The 15899-nt window shown below is 67.6% G+C and carries 16 protein-coding genes; 8 read left to right on the forward strand and 8 right to left on the reverse strand.

Annotation, left to right across the window (positions count from 1 at the left end; translation table 11 throughout):
- Nucleotides 1-13: 13 nt before the first annotated feature.
- From bhcD to bhcA, 4 genes are all read right to left on the reverse strand, one after another.
- Entirely contained in the window at nt 14-982 is a 969-nt protein-coding gene (bhcD, locus tag DU478_RS06255; RefSeq protein ID WP_114510077.1) for an iminosuccinate reductase BhcD, read from the reverse strand.
- A gap of 121 nt (nt 983-1103) precedes the next feature.
- Complete coding sequence (bhcC, locus tag DU478_RS06260) at nt 1104-2267, reverse strand: 3-hydroxy-D-aspartate aldolase BhcC (protein ID WP_114510078.1); 1164 nt, start codon at nt 2265-2267, stop codon at nt 1104-1106.
- A gap of 45 nt (nt 2268-2312) precedes the next feature.
- Nucleotides 2313-3284, reverse strand: a complete 972-nt coding sequence (bhcB, locus tag DU478_RS06265; RefSeq protein ID WP_114510242.1) for a beta-hydroxyaspartate dehydratase BhcB — start codon at nt 3282-3284, stop codon at nt 2313-2315.
- A gap of 5 nt (nt 3285-3289) precedes the next feature.
- Nucleotides 3290-4480: an L-aspartate--glyoxylate aminotransferase BhcA gene (bhcA, locus tag DU478_RS06270; RefSeq protein ID WP_114510079.1), complete on the reverse strand. Its 1191-nt coding sequence runs from the start codon at nt 4478-4480 to the stop codon at nt 3290-3292.
- A 166-nt stretch (nt 4481-4646) separates the two neighbouring features.
- Here bhcA and bhcR point away from each other — a divergent pair, with 166 nt between their 5' ends.
- Nucleotides 4647-5492 carry an HTH-type transcriptional regulator BhcR gene (bhcR, locus tag DU478_RS06275; protein WP_114510243.1) on the forward strand — a complete coding sequence of 282 codons (846 nt, stop codon included), beginning with the start codon at nt 4647-4649 and terminating at the stop codon, nt 5490-5492.
- 43 nt (nt 5493-5535) lie between these two features.
- On the opposite strand, the gene metF is transcribed toward bhcR, so the two are convergent.
- Complete coding sequence (gene metF, locus DU478_RS06280; protein ID WP_114510080.1) at nt 5536-6402, reverse strand: methylenetetrahydrofolate reductase [NAD(P)H]; 867 nt, start codon at nt 6400-6402, stop codon at nt 5536-5538.
- A 113-nt stretch (nt 6403-6515) separates the two neighbouring features.
- Between metF and DU478_RS06285 the strand changes: the two genes are divergently transcribed.
- A complete protein-coding gene (locus DU478_RS06285; protein ID WP_114510081.1) occupies nt 6516-7421 on the forward strand; it encodes a LysR family transcriptional regulator in 906 nt (301 codons plus the stop codon).
- 81 nt (nt 7422-7502) lie between these two features.
- Here DU478_RS06285 and DU478_RS06290 read toward each other — a convergent pair whose 3' ends face one another.
- Complete coding sequence (locus DU478_RS06290) at nt 7503-7709, reverse strand: cold-shock protein (RefSeq protein WP_114510082.1); 207 nt, start codon at nt 7707-7709, stop codon at nt 7503-7505.
- A gap of 199 nt (nt 7710-7908) precedes the next feature.
- On the opposite strand from DU478_RS06290, the gene DU478_RS06295 reads away from it, so the two are divergent.
- Together DU478_RS06295 and DU478_RS06300 are read left to right on the forward strand one after the other, a co-directional pair.
- Entirely contained in the window at nt 7909-8223 is a 315-nt protein-coding gene (locus DU478_RS06295; protein ID WP_114510083.1) for an ArsC/Spx/MgsR family protein, read from the forward strand.
- A gap of 1 nt (nt 8224) precedes the next feature.
- Complete coding sequence (locus DU478_RS06300) at nt 8225-8593, forward strand: hypothetical protein (RefSeq protein ID WP_114510084.1); 369 nt, start codon at nt 8225-8227, stop codon at nt 8591-8593.
- Nucleotides 8594-8599: 6 nt separating this feature from the next.
- Here DU478_RS06300 and DU478_RS06305 read toward each other — a convergent pair whose 3' ends face one another.
- Nucleotides 8600-9313, reverse strand: a complete 714-nt coding sequence (locus tag DU478_RS06305; RefSeq protein ID WP_114510244.1) for a FadR/GntR family transcriptional regulator — start codon at nt 9311-9313, stop codon at nt 8600-8602.
- Between the two features lie 229 nt (nt 9314-9542).
- Between DU478_RS06305 and DU478_RS06310 the strand changes: the two genes are divergently transcribed.
- Both DU478_RS06310 and chrA read left to right on the forward strand, forming a co-directional pair.
- Complete coding sequence (locus tag DU478_RS06310; RefSeq protein WP_114510085.1) at nt 9543-10355, forward strand: chromate resistance protein ChrB domain-containing protein; 813 nt, start codon at nt 9543-9545, stop codon at nt 10353-10355.
- Nucleotides 10356-10359: 4 nt separating this feature from the next.
- Nucleotides 10360-11628, forward strand: coding sequence for a chromate efflux transporter (gene chrA / locus DU478_RS06315; RefSeq protein ID WP_114510086.1), 1269 nt, complete (start codon nt 10360-10362; stop codon nt 11626-11628).
- Here chrA and DU478_RS06320 read toward each other — a convergent pair.
- Nucleotides 11625-12800 carry a cytochrome P450 gene (locus tag DU478_RS06320; protein WP_114510087.1) on the reverse strand — a complete coding sequence of 392 codons (1176 nt, stop codon included), beginning with the start codon at nt 12798-12800 and terminating at the stop codon, nt 11625-11627. The genes chrA and DU478_RS06320 overlap by 4 nt on opposite strands.
- A gap of 60 nt (nt 12801-12860) precedes the next feature.
- Between DU478_RS06320 and DU478_RS06325 the strand changes: the two genes are divergently transcribed.
- Nucleotides 12861-14606, forward strand: a complete 1746-nt coding sequence (locus DU478_RS06325; RefSeq protein WP_114510088.1) for an ATP-binding protein — start codon at nt 12861-12863, stop codon at nt 14604-14606.
- 67 nt (nt 14607-14673) lie between these two features.
- Entirely contained in the window at nt 14674-15897 is a 1224-nt protein-coding gene (locus tag DU478_RS06330) for a sigma-54-dependent transcriptional regulator (protein ID WP_114510089.1), read from the forward strand.
- Nucleotides 15898-15899: the final 2 nt, after the last annotated feature.

Genomic DNA, 15899 nt, shown 5'->3' on the forward strand with positions numbered 1-15899 from the left:
TCTTGGCCTTACGTTAGAAATCCACCTCGAGGGCGACGCCCTTTTCGACCGCAAGCTCTACCACTTTGGCGGCGGTGGCAAGGTCCTGAAGGCCGACTCCGGTGCCGTCGAAGAGGGTGATGTCCTCGTCGCTTGTCCGGCCCGGATGGCTGCCGTTGATGACGGCGCCGATCTCGGTGATGTCGCTCTCTTCGATCAGCCCTTCGGCGATGGCATGCTGTGCCTCGCCGATGGAGATGCTCTGCGCCACCTCGTCGGTGAAGACGCGTGCGCGCTTCAGCAGTGCCGCTTCGACCTCCTGCTTGCCCTTGGTGTCGGTGCCCATGCAGGCGATATGTGTGCCAGGAGAGACATGCGCATCCATCAGGGTCGGATCGAAGCTCGAGGTGATCGAGATGATCACGTCGGCGTCGCGGCCCAGCGTCGGCAAGTCGACCTCTTCGAAGGGCAGGCCCAGCTCGGCGGCGCAGTCTGCAAGGCGGGACAGCATCTCTGGATGATAGTTCCAGCCGATGACCTTCTTGAAATCCCGGTGTTTCACGGCGGCCTTCATCTGGAACACCGACTGGTGCCCGGCGCCGATCATGCCGAGGACTTCGCTGTCCTTGCGCGCCAGGTGCTTGATCGACACCGAGGAGGCGGCGGCGGTGCGCAGCGCGGTCAGCAGGTTGCCGCCCACCATGGCCGAGACCTTGCCGGTGTCCGGATCAAACAGGAACACGGTGGACTGGTGGTTGATCAGTCCGCGCTTTTCGAGGTTGTGCGGCCAGTAGCCCCCGGCCTTGAGGCCCAGCGACCCGCCGGCGCTGTCGAACCCGCCCTTGAAGCCGTAGAGCGCGTCCTCGTGGCCGATCGCCTCGCGGACCACGGGGAAGTTGTACGCGTCCTTTGCGGCCATTGCGGCGAAGACCTGCTCGACCGCGTCGAAGGCGGCTTCGGGGGTGATGAGGTCGGAGATCACGGATTCGGGAACGATGTGCATGGGGGTCCTTTCAGGCCGGCAGGCCGCCTGCCGGGAATTGGATCGCCCGGGGTGCCCCCGGGCGATGCGAGAGACGCTGTCTCTCGCGCTCTCTGGAGTTTGTTTGCAAGATGAAGCCGGATCAGTAGGCCTTGCCGCGCGCAGAGACCGGCCAGAGGGTTTCGACCTTGCCGTTGCGGACGCCCACGTACCAGTCGTGCACGTTGCACGTCGGATCGCAGTGGCCGGGCACGAGGCGCAGCTTGTCGTTGACCTTGAGCACACCGTCGGGGTCGGAGACGACGCCGTGCTCGTCGGAGCATTTGACGTATTCCACGTCCGTCCGCCCGAAGATCACCGGCAGGCCGCTGTCCACCGACTGCGCCTTGAGGCCAGCGTCGACGATGGCCTTGTCGGCCTTGGCATGGCTCATGACGCTGGTCAGCAGGAACAGCGCGTTTTCCCATTCGCCGCGGTCGATGCGGTTGCCGTCCTTGTCCAGGATGCGGCCGTAGTCAGCATCCATGAAGGCGTAGGAGCCGCACTGCAGCTCGTTGAAGACGCCGGAAGCGGATTCGAAGTAGTAGGATCCGGTGCCGCCGCCGCCGACGATGTCGCTCTCGATGCCTTCGGCCTTGAGCAGTTCCAGCGTTTCGGAGACTTGGCTGATGGCGATGTCGGTCTTGGCCTTGCGGTCCTCGTAGCTGTCCATGTGCTGCATCGCGCCCTGGTAGGCCTGGATGCCGGCATATTTCAGGCCGGGTGCCGCGTCGATGGCCTTGGCGAGCTCGACGACCGGCTGGCCGTACTGCACGCCGCAGCGGCCCGCGCCCACGTCGATTTCCACCAGGCATTCGATCTGCGTGCCGTGTTTCTGGGCTGCGGCCGAGAGGTCGGCCACGTTGTCCAAGTCGTCGACGCAGCAGATGGTGCGCGCGCCCAGCTTTGGCATCCGCGCAAGGCGGTCGATCTTGGCGGGGTCGCGGACCTGGTTGGAGACCAGCACATCCTTGATGCCGCCGCGGGCGAAGACCTCGGCCTCGGAGACCTTCTGGCAGCAGACGCCGACGGAGCCGCCGAGCTTTTCCTGCAGCAGCGCCACGTCGACGGATTTGTGCATCTTGCCGTGCACGCGGTGGCGCATGCCGTGCGACTTGGCGTAATCGCCCATCTTCCTGATGTTGCGCTCGAGCGCGTCGAGGTCGAGCACCAGGCAGGGGGTCTGGATCTCGGATTCGTCCATGCCGGGCAGGGCGGGCACGTCGAAGCCCACCTCGAGGTCGGAATAGTCGGTGATATCTTTCATGGTCTCATCTCCCGTTGAGAACTGTGAATGGATGGAGGACGCCGGTCAGAGCGTCCAGGGCAGCTTGTCGAGATCGACATTGCCGCCGGTGACGACGACGCCCACGCGCTTGCCGCGGAACACCTCGGGGTTCTTGAGGATCACCGCGAGCGGCACGGCGCAGCTGGGCTCCATCACGATCTTCATGCGCGCCCAGGTGAGTTTCATCGCGTCGATGATTTCCTGCTCGGAAGCGGTGAGGATGTCGGTCACATGCTGGCTGACGAAAGCCCAGGTGTTTTCCTTCAGCGGCACCTTCAGACCGTCGGCCACGGTGTCGGGCGCGTCGTCGGCGATGATGTGCCCGGCCTTGAAGCTGCGCATGGCATCATCGGCCTGTTCGGGCTCGGCCGCGTAGATCTTCACATCCGGCGCCAGCGTCGAGAGCGTGAGGCAGGTGCCAGAGATCATGCCGCCGCCGCCAATGGGGGCGACCACGGCATCAAGACCGTGGCCGTACTCGGCCTCCATCTGCTCCATCAGTTCCTTCGAACAGGTGCCCTGGCCCGCGATCACCCGCGTGTCGTTGTAGGGATGCACGAATTCCGCGCCGGTCTCTTCCTGCACCTTGGCAAAGGTGGCCTCGCGGCTGCTGGTCGAGGGTTCGCATTCGGTGATGATGCCGCCGTAGCCGCGCACCGCGTCCTTTTTCGCCTGCGGCGCAGTGCGTGGCATGACCACGTGGCAAGGGATGCCGCGGCGGCCTGCGGCGTAGCTGAGCGACAGGGCGTGGTTGCCGGAACTGTGGGTGGCGACGCCGCGGGCCGCTTGTTCGTCCGACAGGCCGAAGACCGCGTTGGACGCGCCGCGCACCTTGAAGGCACCGGCCTTCTGGAAGTTCTCGCACTTGAAGAACAGCTCTGCGCCGGTCTTCTCGTTGAGAAAGCTCGAGGTCAGCACCGGGGTGCGGTGGATGTACGGCTTGATCCGCTCGTGCGCGGCAAGCATGTCGGCATAGGTTGGCAGTATGTCTGTCATGTCCTTCACGCGGCAGCCTCCGTTGCGATGGGGGTTCCGTGGCGGTAGACCGCTTGCGCGGCCCCCACTCCGGAGCCCAGGGTGATGTTCAGGCCCAGGTCCGCCATGACCATTTCCGCCGTGGCGATGCCCGACAGGGCCATGGCATCGGTCAGCTGGCCCAGGTGGCCGATCCGGAAGACCTTGCCGGCCACGTCGCCAAGCCCGGTTCCGAAGGCCATGCCATATTCATGTGCGGCACGTTCGACGATTGTCGAGGCATTGAAGCCCTCGGGCGTGCGAATGGCCGTCACGGTGTTGGAATAGAGATCGGGGCTCACCGCGCAAGGGCTCATGCCCCAGGACTTGACCGCGGCGCGCACACCGTCAGCGATGCGGGCATGGCGGGCGAAGACGTTGTCGAGCCCTTCGGACAGCAGAATGTCGGTGGCGAGCTTCAGACCGTTCAGCAGGCCCACGGCGGGCGTGTAGGGATAGGCGTTGGCCGCGTAGCCCTTGCGCATGTCGTCGATGCTCCAGAATGTTCGGGGCAGGGTGGCGGACTTGCTGGCGGCGACGGCCTTTTCCGAGAAGCAGGCGATGGCGAGCCCCGCGGGCAGCATGAAGCCCTTCTGGCTGCCGGTCACGGCCACATCCACGCCCCAGTCGTCGAAGCGGAAGTCCATCGACCCGATGGAGCTGACGCCGTCGACCAGCAGCAGCGCGCCGTGGCCCGCCGCATCCATGGCGCGGCGCAGGCCGGCGATGTCCGACACCACGCCGGTTGCGGTCTCGTTATGGGTGGCGAGCACGGCCTTGATCCGGCCTTCGGTGTCGGCGCGCAGGATCTCTTCGAACCGCGCGACCGGCAGGCCTTCGCCCCAGGGCACGTCGACCTGTGTGACGTCGAGGCCGAAGCGCTGGCACATGTCGATCCACTTGTGGCTGAACATGCCGTTGCGCGCGGCGAGGATGCCGTCGCCGGGGTTCAGCGTGTTCGACAGCGCCGCTTCCCAGCCGCCGGTGCCGGAGGCGGGGAAGATGAACAGCTCGCCGCGGGTGGTCTTGAGCACCTTTTTGCAGCCGTCGATGGCCGGGTGCAGGATCGTCGCGAAGAGCGGCGAGCGGTGGTCGATCGTCGGCATGTCGCAGGCCTTGCGGATCGCCTCGGGAATGTTGGTCGGGCCGGGGATGAAGACCGGGTTCTGAATGCTCATGGGCGGTGCCTCCTGGGTTCTGCATCCTGTCTACAATCTGCCCGTTTGCTGGGCAATTTTTTTGAAAACGTTTTTCATTTTTGGTATGATAAGAAAAACCGAATTGAAACAGGCGCTTGTATTTTTCATGATGTGAAAAACATTTTTGGAAACTTTGGAGACCACCATGGCAGAGACTCAGGACACGCAGACCGGCAAGACCACGTCCCGGGCGCGGGGGCGGCCGCGCGCCTGGACCGACCGGACCGACCAGAACACCATCAAGTCGCTGGACCGCGCCATGGAGGTGCTGGAACGGCTGTCCGAGATGAACGGCGCGACGCTTTCGGAGCTCGCGGGCGCATTGGACCAGGCGCCCGCCAGCGTCTACCGGGTGCTCTACACGCTCGAGGCGCGGGGCATCGTCGATTTCGATTCGGGCGCGCAGGTCTGGCACATCGGCGCCGGGGCGTTTCAGATCGGCTCGCGCTTCCTGCGCCGCACCTCGCTGGTGGAACGCGCGCGCCCGGCGCTGCGCGACCTCATGCAGGCGACCGGAGAGACCGCGAACCTGGGCATCGCGCGGGACGGGCAGGTGCTGTTCCTGAGCCAGGTGGAGACCCAGGCGACGATCCGCGCCTTCTTTGCTCCGGGAACGATGTCGCCGATGCATGCCTCGGGCATCGGCAAGGCGCTGCTGGCGCAGATGGGGCCGGAGCGGGTGGCGGCGATTCTCGACCGGCACGGGGCGGAGCGCTTCACCGAACACACGCTGACCGGGGAGGCGCTGACGGCGGACTTGGCGGAAACGCGGGCGCGCGGCTACGCGGTGGATGCGGAGGAAAAGAACCTCGGGATGCGCTGCATCGCGGCGCCGATCTTCGATGTCCACGGCGAGGCGGTGGCGGGCATTTCGGTCTCGGGGCCGGCCAACCGCATTCCCGACGACTCCATCGCCGCGACCGGCGGGGTGGTGCGGGACGCGGCACAGGCTGTCACGCGCGGGATCGGGGGACGGGCGCCCGCGGCATAGGCCGCGGCGCCCAGGTAAAACTCTTGGCTGCGGTCTGGCGCGGTCAGGCGACGTTTTCGAGTTTCACATCCGGGGTCACGCCCAGGGCAAAGCACACGTCGCGCGTCAGTTCCGGGCGGTTCAGCGTGTAGAAGTGCAGCTTGTCGACGTCGCCGTCGATCAGCTCGGAGCACAGCTCGGTCGCGATGGCGGTGGCCAGCAGATCCTGGCGGTTGTCGCGCTCGGCGGTCTCGAAGGCGTCGATCACCCATTGCGGGATGACCGTGCCGCAGCTTTCAGCGAAGCGGCGCGCGCCCTTCCAGTTCTCGATCGGCAGGATGCCCGGCACGATGGGCTTGTCGATCCCGGCTTTCACGCAGGCGTCGCGGAAGCGGAAGAAGGTTTCGGATTCGAAGAAGAACTGCGTCAGCGCCTCGTCCGCCCCGGCATCCAGCTTGCGCTTGAGGTATTCGATATCGGCGGCCTGGTCGCGCGCCTCGGGGTGGACGTCCGGATAGGCTCCGACGCGGATGGTGAAGTCGCCCGCATCCTTCAGCCCTTCGATCAGTTCCACCGACGATGCGAATCCTTCGGGGTGGGGGGTGAAGCCGTCCGCCCCCTTGGGCGGATCGCCGCGCAGCGCCACAATGTCGGTCACACCTGCGGCGGCGAAGTCGCGGGCGATCTGCAGGGTTTCCTCGCGGGTCGCCTCGACACAGGTCAGGTGCGCGGCGGTGCGCAGGCCCGAATGTTTGTGCAGCGTCGCCACCACATCGCGGGTGAGGTCGCGCGTTGTGCCGCCGGCGCCGTAGGTGACCGAGACGAAGCGCGGCGCCAGCGGCGCCAGCACATGCACGGTGTCCCAGAGACGGAAAGTCGCCTCGATGTTCTTGGGGGGGAAGAATTCGAAGGAAATCTCGGGTCGGGTCATGGTCGGGGCCTTGAATCTGAGGGGGCGATCCTGTCGCGTTACCGTCTTGTCGCATGGCGGGGGATGTGAGACAAACTCATAAATCTCATCAACAACATGAAGCGAACGCGGATATGCATATCGAGTTCCGTCATCTGCGCACGATCAAGGCCATTCACCAGGCCGGGGGCCTCGCCCGCGCCGCGGATCAGCTCAACATCACCCAGAGCGCACTCAGCCACCAGATCAAGGGGCTCGAGGACCAGGCCGGGGTGGAGCTCTTTGTGCGCCGCTCGAAGCCGATGAAACTGTCGCCGGCGGGGCTGCGCCTGTTGCGGCTGGCCGAACAGGTCCTGCCGCAGGTCGAGGCGCTGCAGGAGGAGTTTTCCGGCCTGCGCGACGGGTCGGCGGGCCGCATGCACATCGCCATCGAATGCCACGCCTGTTTCGAATGGCTGTTTCCGGTGCTGGAGCGGTTCCGCAAGAGCTGGCCGGACGTGGACGTGGACATTCGCCCGGGACTGGCTTTCGATGCGCTGCCAGCACTTCTGAAGGAAGAGGTTGACCTCGTCGTGTCCTCGGATCCCGAGGACATTCCGGGCGTGACCTTTACCGAACTATTCGATTATCAACCGGTTTTCGTCGCGTCGTCACAGCATCCGCTGACCGACAAGCCCTACGTCGAAGCCGAGGACTTCCGCGGCCAGACTCTGATCAGCTACCCGGTGGAGCGGTCGCGGCTCGACGTCTTCAGCCAGCTTCTGACCCCGGCCAAGGTCGAACCGGGGGCGATCCGGCAGGTCGAACTGACGGCGGTGATCCTGCTGTTGGTGGCCAGCAACCGCGGCGTCGCGGTGCTGCCCGACTGGGTCGTGCGCGAGGTGAAGTACAATTCCGACTACGTGACGCGGCCGCTGACGCAACGGGGCATCACCCGCAGGCTTTACGCTGCGACGCGCAGCGATGACGTGGGCAAGGGATATGTCACCGACCTCATCGCCTTTGCCAAGGCCGAGGCAGGCCGGTTGCAAGGTCTCTGAGACACCGGAATTTTTAGACACAGGGGAATTATCCCGGCGCGCAGGGCGAGCCGGGGCTGAGGGCACCGAAACGTGGCGTTGTCAGAGCAACGACAGGTCCGAGGCCATTTCGCGGCCGTCGCGGCCTTCGCTCAGCTCGTAGCTGACTTTCTGATCGTCGGCGAGCCCGGTAAGGCCCGACCGTTCCACGGCCGAGATGTGCACGAAGACGTCCTTTCCGCCGCCTTCGGGTGCGATGAAGCCGTAGCCTTTGGTGGTGTTGAACCATTTCACGGTGCCGGTCGGCATGATCCGCGGTCTCCTTCTGGTCTTGTCTTTCCTGGCGGTGCGTCCGATCCCACCGGGGCCGGCAACACTCCCCAATCCTGCGTCCGTTTTATGACGGATGCGCAACAAAGGATCGCACGAGATTGCCAAAAAGCAAGAAAAAGAGGGTCGCAAACCCTTGAGCCGGCCATTATTTCAGCACTCAGCGAAGGGAGTGACGATGATCCTTTACGGTCTGAAGACCTGCGACACCTGCCGCAAGGCCCGCAAGGCGCTGCCCGATGCGGATTTTGTCGATGTCCGCGACGACGGCGTGCCCGAGGAGATTCTGAAACGCGCGCTCGGGCGGTTCGGCCCGGCGCTGGTCAACACCCGCTCCACCACCTGGCGCGACCTGTCCGAGGCCGAGCGCGCGAACGACCCGCTTGCGCAATTGCAGACGCATCCGACGCTGATGAAGCGTCCGCTCCTCGTCGCGGGCGATACCATGTACCTGGGGTGGACCCCGGACGTGCGTAGAAGCCTGGGGTTCTGAGATGCGCAACGCGGCACTGGCCCTGGGCATCATCGCGGGCTGCTTCGGCATGATCGTCGGCTTCGTCGGGTTCGGCTATACCGAACTTGCCCGCAATTTCTCCGAGGTCGAGGAGGCCTTCGGCATGTTCGCCGACCCCGAACTGGTGCGCATCGCGTCGATCCTGTCGCCAATGCTGGCCATCGCGGGCGGGGCCATGGCGCCGTCGCGGGCCTTTCTGGGCGGGCTGTTCCTGATCCTGTCGGCGGCGGGCATGTACATGGCCTTCGGCTTCAATGTCTTCACCATGTTCCCCATCGCCTTTGCCGGTCTGGGCGGCGTGCTGGCGCTGGCCGCGGGCAAACCGGACGAGCCCAAGGCGCATTTCTGACGCCGCTCATTCGGCCATGAACCGCCGCATCACCTCGGCTTCCTGATCCTGCATCATCGCATGCGCGGTCTTCATGTGGTCGCGCATGATCTGCCGCGCGCGATCCGCGTCGCCCGCGCGCAAGGCAGCCACCAGATCCATCTGGTAGGCGCGGCCCTTGCGCCAGAGCCGTTCGTTGGGCGGCTCGTAGAGCCTGCGGGTCACGGTAAGGTCCGACAAAATCTGCGCCATGAAGCCGATGCAGAACCCCAGCAGCGGATTGTCCGAATACCGCGCCAGCTTGCGGTGGAAGGCCAGCGAGGCGACATGCTGGTCGCGCTCTTCCTCGGGGCTTTGCGCCGGGCGGTCATAGGCGGCGACCAGCGCGTCGAGCTCCGCCAGCTGCGCGTCGGACAGTTTCCCCGCAAGGGACGCGGCCAGTTCCGGTTCGAGCAGTTCGCGCAGGGCATAGATGTCGTCGATGGACAGGCCCTTGAAGTAGAAATAATTTCCGAGCAACGCCCGTGCGCGCTCCTCGGTCACTTCACCCACAAAGGACCCGCCGCCGGGGCCGGTGCGCGTCTCGACCAGGCCCTGCGCTTCGAGAATGCGCATGGCCTCGCGGATCGTGCTCTTGGACATGCCGAAACGCGTGATCATCTCGGCCTCGCCGGGCAGGCGGTCGCCGCGGCGCAGGCCCCTCTCGACCACCCAGCTCTTGATCGCTTCGGCCACCTGCAGGGGGCGGCGGCGCTTGGGTTCGGATTTGGCGGGCAGGTCCACGGTGGGGTTCTTTCGGTCGGGGCGGCGACGAATTTATCATGATTGATATTTCCGGCAAGGGCGGCGCGCGAGGTTGACCGGCGGGCGGTGCGAACGCTATCACATCCAAATGGGGCACGCGGATGCCTCGTGAGGCGCCAGCCCAAAGACCGCATCCTGTCTTTCCTGCCGATGGAGGAGGATGCCGATGGCGTCGCCAACCGAAATGACCCCGAACCAGCTTGCCCGCCAGATCGGCACACCGGATTGCCCGGCGCTGATCGATTTGCGCATCGACGCGGATTTCGATGCGGACCCCGTTTTCATTCCCGGCGCACGGCGACACTCCGCCGCTGACATCGTTGACCTGGTGCCCGCGCTGACCGTCCGTCGGGCGGTCCTCTATTGTCACAAGGGGCTGAAAATCAGCCAGGGTGCTGCGGCGATCCTGCGTTGCGAGGGTGTGCAGGCAGAGACGCTCGAGGGCGGCATGGTCTCCTGGCGCGACGCCGCGCTGCCGACAGTGACTGCCGCAGCGTTGCCGGTGGCACAGACCAGCGGCGGCACGCTCTGGGTCACCCGCGCCCGGCCCAAGATCGACCGCATCGCCTGTCCCTGGCTCATCCGCCGGTTCGTCGACCCGATGGCGCGCTTTCTCTTCGTGGCGCCCTCGCAGGTCGATCTGGTCGCGGAGCGTTTCGGCGCGACCGCTTTCGACATGCCGGACGGCGCCTGGAGCCATCGTGGCGCGTTTTGCACGTTTGACACAATGCTCGCCGAATTTGGCCTGAAGGTTCCGGCGCTCGACCGGCTGGCCGAGATCGTGCGCGGCGCGGATACCGACCGGCATGACCTCGCGCCTGAGGCGGCCGGGCTTCTGGCGGTGTCCCTGGGCCTGTCGCGCATGTACCGCGACGACCTGCAACAGCTCGAGGCGGGCATGGGGTTGTATGACGCGCTCTATCGCTGGGCGCGGGATGCGCAGGACGAGGGCCACGATTGGCCTGCGGCGAAGGGGTGAGGTCATGGCGGAAGATCGGACAGCCGTGCGTTGGGCGACGCTATTCGCCGTTTTCCTGCGCATCGGCCTGATGTCTTTCGGCGGGCCGGCGGCGCAGATCGCGCTGATGCACCGGATGCTGGTCGAGGATACGCGCTGGCTGAGCGAGCGGCAGTTCATGGGCGGGCTCAGCTTTTGCATGCTGCTGCCGGGGCCCGAGGCGATGCAACTGGCCACCTATTCGGGCTGGCGGTTGCGCGGCGTGCCGGGCGGGCTGCTGGCGGGCGGATTGTTCGTCGGGCCCGGGGCGCTTGTGATCCTGGCCCTCGCGTGGGTCTACGTGGCCTATGGCGACGTGCCGCTGGTCGAAACGCTGTTCCTGGGCATCAAGGCGGCGGTGCTGGTCATCGTGCTCGAGGCGCTGTTGCGGGTGTCGCGCAAGGCGCTGCGCGGCCCGCTGCACTGGGCGCTGGCGGCGGCGGCCTTCGGGGCGCTGTTTTTCTTCGCCTTGCCCTATCCGCTGATCGTGGTGGCGGCGGCGCTGGTCGGAGCGGTCGCGGCGCAGGGCGAGACGCCCGAAGCCGCGCCTCCGTCCGTGTCCTGGCGCGCGACACTCCTGACGCTGGCGGCCGGCGTGGTGCTCTGGCTCGGGCCGCTCTGGCTGCTGGACGCGGTGACGGGCAGCGCCTTCCTGACCGCGCTGGGGCTGTTCTTCGCCAAGCTCGCGGTTGTGACCTTTGGCGGTGCGTACGCGGTGCTGGCCTACATGGCGCAGGACGTGGTGACGGGCTACGGCTGGCTGACCGCCGGAGAGATGATGGACGGGCTGGGCCTGGCCGAGACGACGCCCGGTCCGCTGATCCTGGTCACGCAGTTCGTGGGCTTCGTCGCGGGTCACACCCAGGGCGGCATCGGACTGGCGCTGGCGGCCACCGTCGTGACGCTCTGGGTGACCTTCGTGCCCTGCTTTCTGTGGATCTTCGCGGGGGCGCCGTATATCGACTGGATCGACGGCCAGCCGCGGCTGAGCGGCGCGCTGTCGGGCATCACCGCCGCCGTGGTGGGGGTGATCCTGAACCTGGCCATCTGGTTCGCCCTGCACGTGCTCTTTGCCGAGGTCAGCCGGGTCGAAAGCGGCCCCTGGACGCTCTGGGTGCCTGATGCCGCCAGTTTCGACTGGCGGGCCGGACTGCTGGCGGTGCTCTGCGCGGTGCTGCTGCTGCGGCTGCATCTGGGCCTGGGCTGGGTGCTGGCGGCCTCGGCGCTGGGGGCGGTGGCGCTGAACGCGGTCTAGCGGGTCAGCCAGAGCGCTGACAGCCCGTGGAAATGGTAGGTCTGCGCGTATCGCGGCGCGTCTGCCAGCCGCAGACCCGGCAGGCGGTCGAAGAGGATCGGCAGGGCGATCTGCAATTCCAGCCGGGCCAGCGGCGCGCCGACGCAGAAATGCGGCCCGCCGCCAAAGCTGAGATGCGGCGCGCTGGCGCGGCTTGGGTCGAAACGGTCGGGGGCGGCGCAGACCGCGGGATCGCGCGCCGCGGAGGCCAGCAGCAGCGCCACTTCGTCGCCGCGGGCGAAGCGGTGGCCGAAGACCTCTGCGTCCTCGTGGGCGATGCGCGTGAACATGTGCAGCGGCGGATCGAAGCGCAGGATCTCCTCTGTCGCGGCGGCGGCGGTGTCGGTTGTGACCGACTGACCGTGTTCGAGCAGCGCCTTGACCCCGTTGCCGATGGTGTGGACGGTCGCCTCGTGCCCGGCGTTGAGCAGCAGGATGCAGGTGGCGATCAGCTCCTCCGTGGAAAGCCGCGCGCCGTCCTCTTCGGCGGCAATGAGATGCGTGATCAGGTCGTCGCGCGGATCGTCGCGGCGGGCGTCCACGTGGCCGCGCAGGAAGGCGGCGAAGGCCTCGGCCGCTTCGGCCGCCGCCAGTTCCACCGCGTGGCTGCGGCCGGCCTGGTACATCGCGACCATGGTGTTCGACCAGTGCAGCAGCCGGTCCGCCATGTCCTCGGGCACCCCCAGCAGCCGGGCGATGACGATGACCGGCAGCTTCTGCGCGAAGCCGGGCAGGAGGTCGAATGCTCCCTCCGCGGGCAGCCCGTCGATCAGGTCGTGCGCCAGCGCCGCGATCTCGGGACCGAGCGCGGCGATCCGGCGAGAGGTGAAGGCACGCAGCACCAGCCCCCGCAGGCGGGCGTGCCGGGGGCCGTCGATCTCGAGCATCGAGTGATCCTCGACCCGGTAGAAGGGCGCCAGGTGCGGCGGCACCGGCGGGGCCAGGTCGGCGGGCCGTTCGCGCCCGAACCGCCGGTCGCGCAGCAGCGCGTGCACGGCGGCATGGCTTGCCGCGCAGGGCATGGCGTAGTCTTCCCACCACGCAAGGTCGCCCGCGGCGCGCAGGCGGGCGTAGAACGGGTAGGGGTCCTGCACGAAGGCGGGATCGGTCGGGGACTGGGCCAAGCGCTGCATGGCGGCAGGCTTGGCGCTTGGCGCTGGTCTTTGCAAGCGCGTCTTTGCTAAGACTTCGGCATGGTTCGGCGCAACATTCCCCGTTCGGCCCTGGTGGCCTGCTACCTGCTTTTCGTGGGGGTCGTTGCCGCGGGCGTCTGGACCTATGGCTACCGGCAGGCGCTGACCCAGGTGGCGGCGCGCGGCGCGTCGGACCTCGAACTGGCCGGCGACAGGCTGGTCACGCAGCTGCAGCGGTTCCGCGAATTCGCGGTCCTGATGGTAGAGCATCCGGCGCTGGCCGCGCTGCACGACGGCCGCGGCAGCCGCGCCGAGGCCGATGCCATCCTGTTGCAGGCCGCCGACAAGACCGGCGCCGTGGCGGCGGTCTATACCGACACGGCGGGGCGGGTGCTGGCGCGGTCCGGGCCGGAGCTGCCGATCTCGCTGGTGGGGCAGGACTTCTTCGCGGCGGCGCTCGACGGCACTCTGGGCGCAGGCGACGGCGCCTTTCCCGGCACCGACGGGCGCGGCTATGCGTTCGCGGCGCCGGATTTCGGCCCCGATGGCCGGGTGCGCGGGGTGCTGGTGGTCACCGTGTCCTTCGGCGCGCTGGAGCAGAACTGGCGCGGCACGCTGCCGGCGGTGTTCTTCACCATCGAGACCGGCGAGGTGCTGGTCACCAACCGCAGCGAGATGCTGAACTGGACCAAGGCGGCCGGCGGTGTGATGACGGCGCCCGACGGCACCCGCCGCACGGCCCGGGTGCGCGAGGCCGGCGGCCACACGATCTGGCAGCAGGACTGGAGCGCCTACATCCCGGGGCGGGCGCTCTACCTGACCCTGCCCCTGCCGGTAGTGGGCCTCGAAGGGGCGCTGATGGCAGATGTGGCCCCGGCCCGGCGGCTGGCCGGGCTGCAGGCGGCGGCCGCGGCGGCGACCTTCCTCTTTTTCGGAGCGCTGCTGTTCCTCGCGACCGAACGCCGGCGGGCGTTGGCGGCGGCGAATCTCGCGCTCGAGGAGCGGGTGGCGGCGCGCACGGCGGACCTCTCTGCCGCCAACCGCGCCCTGCGCCACGAGATCGCCGAACGGCAGGAGGCCGAGGCAGCGCTGAAACGCGCGCAGGCGGACCTGGTGCAGGCCGGCAAGCTGTCGGCGCTGGGGCAGATGTCGGCGGGGATCAGCCACGAACTCAACCAGCCGCTGATGGCGATCGGGTCCTTCGCAGAGAACGGCCGGGCGTTCCTCGACCGGGGCCGGCCCGAGGACGCGGGGCGCACGCTGGAACGGATCGGCGCATTGGCGCAGCGCGCGGCGCGGATCATCCGCAACCTGCGCGCCTTTGCGCGCAACGAAAGCGAACCGATGGGCTGCGTCGATCTGGTCGCGGTGATCGGCCAGGCGGTGGAGCTGACCGAGGCGCGGCTGCGCGCCGAAGGCGTGACGCTGGACTGGACCCCGCCGCCCGGAGAGTATCTTGCGCTCGGGGGCGAGGTGCGGCTGAGCCAGGTCTTCGTCAACCTTATCAATAATGCCGTCGACGCCATGGCGGGCGCCTCGGAAAAGCGCATCCGCATCGCACTCGACGAAGGCCCCAAGCTGCGCGTGCAGGTGCACGACACCGGTCCCGGAATCGCCGATCCCGACCGCATCTTCGAGCCGTTCTACACCACCAAGGAGGTGAGCGCCGGCATGGGCCTGGGCCTGTCGATTTCCTACGGCCTGGTGCAGAGTTTCGGCGGCGCCATCCGCGGCGCCAACACCGAAACCGGCGCGGTCTTCACGGTCGAGCTCGACCCCTGGCGTGCGGACGAGGTGGCGGCATGAGTGGGACGACGGACGCCGCTCGGGCCGGGGCCCGTCGCCCCGCCCGCCATTCCGCAGGAGGCGCGTGATGATCCGGCGGGTGCTTCTGGTCGACGACGACGCGGCGGTGCGCGAGGCGCTGGGACAGACGCTGGAACTTGCGGAACTCGCGCCGCTGACCGCCGGGTCCTTCGTCGAGGCCAAGGACCACATCCAGCGCGATTTCGCCGGGATCATCGTGTCGGACATTCGCATGCCCGGGCGCGACGGGTTCCACCTGCTGAGCTATGCGCAGCAGACAGACCCCGACCTGCCGGTGATCCTGCTCACCGGCGAGGGCGACATTCCCATGGCGGTGCGGGCCATGGCGGCGGGGGCCTTCGATTTCCTTGAAAAGCCCTGCGCGCCCGCGGACCTGACCGCGGTCATCGCCCGCGCGCTCAAGACCCGGGCGCTGGTGCTGGAAAACCGCCGGCTCAAGGCGCAGCTGGAAACCGGCGATCCGGCGGCGCGGCTGGTCTTTGGCCAGTCGGCCCTGGCCGAGACGCTGCGGGCGCGGGTCCGCATCGCGGCGCGGTCCGGCACCGAGGTGCTGGTCACCGGCGCGCCCGGCACGGGCATCAGCAAGATCGCGGAGGTCGTGCACCTGTGTTCGGCGCGCGCCAAGGGACCTCTGGAAAAGCGCGCCTCGAAAGGATTGAGCCGCGCACAGCTTGATGACCTCTGGACCGCCTGCGCCGGCGGCACGCTCTTCCTGGACGACATCGGCGCGCTGCCCTCGGACACCCAGCTGGCGCTGGTGGATGCGCTGGACCAGGGCGGCGCCCGGCTGATCGCCGGCACGACCGAAGACCTGAGCGGCGCGGTGGAGACGGGACGGCTCAGCGCCGAGCTTTACTACCGGCTCGAGGTCATGCCGGTGCGCATCCCGTCCCTGTCCGAGCGGCCCGAGGACATCCCGGTGCTGTTCCGGCACTACGTGGCGCAGGCCAGCGAACAGGCGGGGCTGGCGCCGCCCGAGATCACGCCCGAGGTCATCGCCGGGCTGATGGCGCAGGACTGGCCCGGCAACGCGCGGGCGCTGATGACGGCGGCCATGCGCTTTGCCCTGGGTCTGGGCGAGACGCAGGCGCCGGATGCGCGGCTGGGCCTGACCGAACAGCTGGCGCAGGTGGAACGGTCCCTGCTGAGCGAGGCGCTGCGCCGCACCGGCGGGCAGGCCAGCGCCGCCGCCGAGGCGCTGAAACTGCCGCGCAAGACCTTCTACGACAAGCTGGCGAAATACGGGCTGAAGCCCGAGGAGTATCGGTGAGC

Origin of the sequence: Thalassococcus profundi (genome assembly GCF_003344785.1) — a bacterium.
Lineage (GTDB): Bacteria > Pseudomonadota > Alphaproteobacteria > Rhodobacterales > Rhodobacteraceae > Puniceibacterium > Puniceibacterium profundi.

Coding starts and splice junctions, on each gene's coding strand:
- DU478_RS06300 (WP_114510084.1), top strand. CDS start 8,225: ATGCGCAACGCGGCACTGGCCCTGGGCATCATCGCGGGCTGCTTCGGC.
- DU478_RS06290 (WP_114510082.1), bottom strand. CDS start 7,709: ATGCCGACCGGCACCGTGAAATGGTTCAACACCACCAAAGGCTACGGC.
- chrA (WP_114510086.1), top strand. CDS start 10,360: ATGGCGGAAGATCGGACAGCCGTGCGTTGGGCGACGCTATTCGCCGTT.
- DU478_RS06285 (WP_114510081.1), top strand. CDS start 6,516: ATGCATATCGAGTTCCGTCATCTGCGCACGATCAAGGCCATTCACCAG.
- DU478_RS06295 (WP_114510083.1), top strand. CDS start 7,909: ATGATCCTTTACGGTCTGAAGACCTGCGACACCTGCCGCAAGGCCCGC.
- DU478_RS06310 (WP_114510085.1), top strand. CDS start 9,543: ATGGCGTCGCCAACCGAAATGACCCCGAACCAGCTTGCCCGCCAGATC.
- bhcA (WP_114510079.1), bottom strand. CDS start 4,480: ATGAGCATTCAGAACCCGGTCTTCATCCCCGGCCCGACCAACATTCCC.
- DU478_RS06330 (WP_114510089.1), top strand. CDS start 14,674: ATGATCCGGCGGGTGCTTCTGGTCGACGACGACGCGGCGGTGCGCGAG.
- bhcD (WP_114510077.1), bottom strand. CDS start 982: ATGCACATCGTTCCCGAATCCGTGATCTCCGACCTCATCACCCCCGAA.
- DU478_RS06325 (WP_114510088.1), top strand. CDS start 12,861: ATGGTTCGGCGCAACATTCCCCGTTCGGCCCTGGTGGCCTGCTACCTG.
- bhcR (WP_114510243.1), top strand. CDS start 4,647: ATGGCAGAGACTCAGGACACGCAGACCGGCAAGACCACGTCCCGGGCG.
- DU478_RS06320 (WP_114510087.1), bottom strand. CDS start 12,800: ATGCAGCGCTTGGCCCAGTCCCCGACCGATCCCGCCTTCGTGCAGGAC.
- bhcC (WP_114510078.1), bottom strand. CDS start 2,267: ATGAAAGATATCACCGACTATTCCGACCTCGAGGTGGGCTTCGACGTG.
- metF (WP_114510080.1), bottom strand. CDS start 6,402: ATGACCCGACCCGAGATTTCCTTCGAATTCTTCCCCCCCAAGAACATC.
- bhcB (WP_114510242.1), bottom strand. CDS start 3,284: ATGACAGACATACTGCCAACCTATGCCGACATGCTTGCCGCGCACGAG.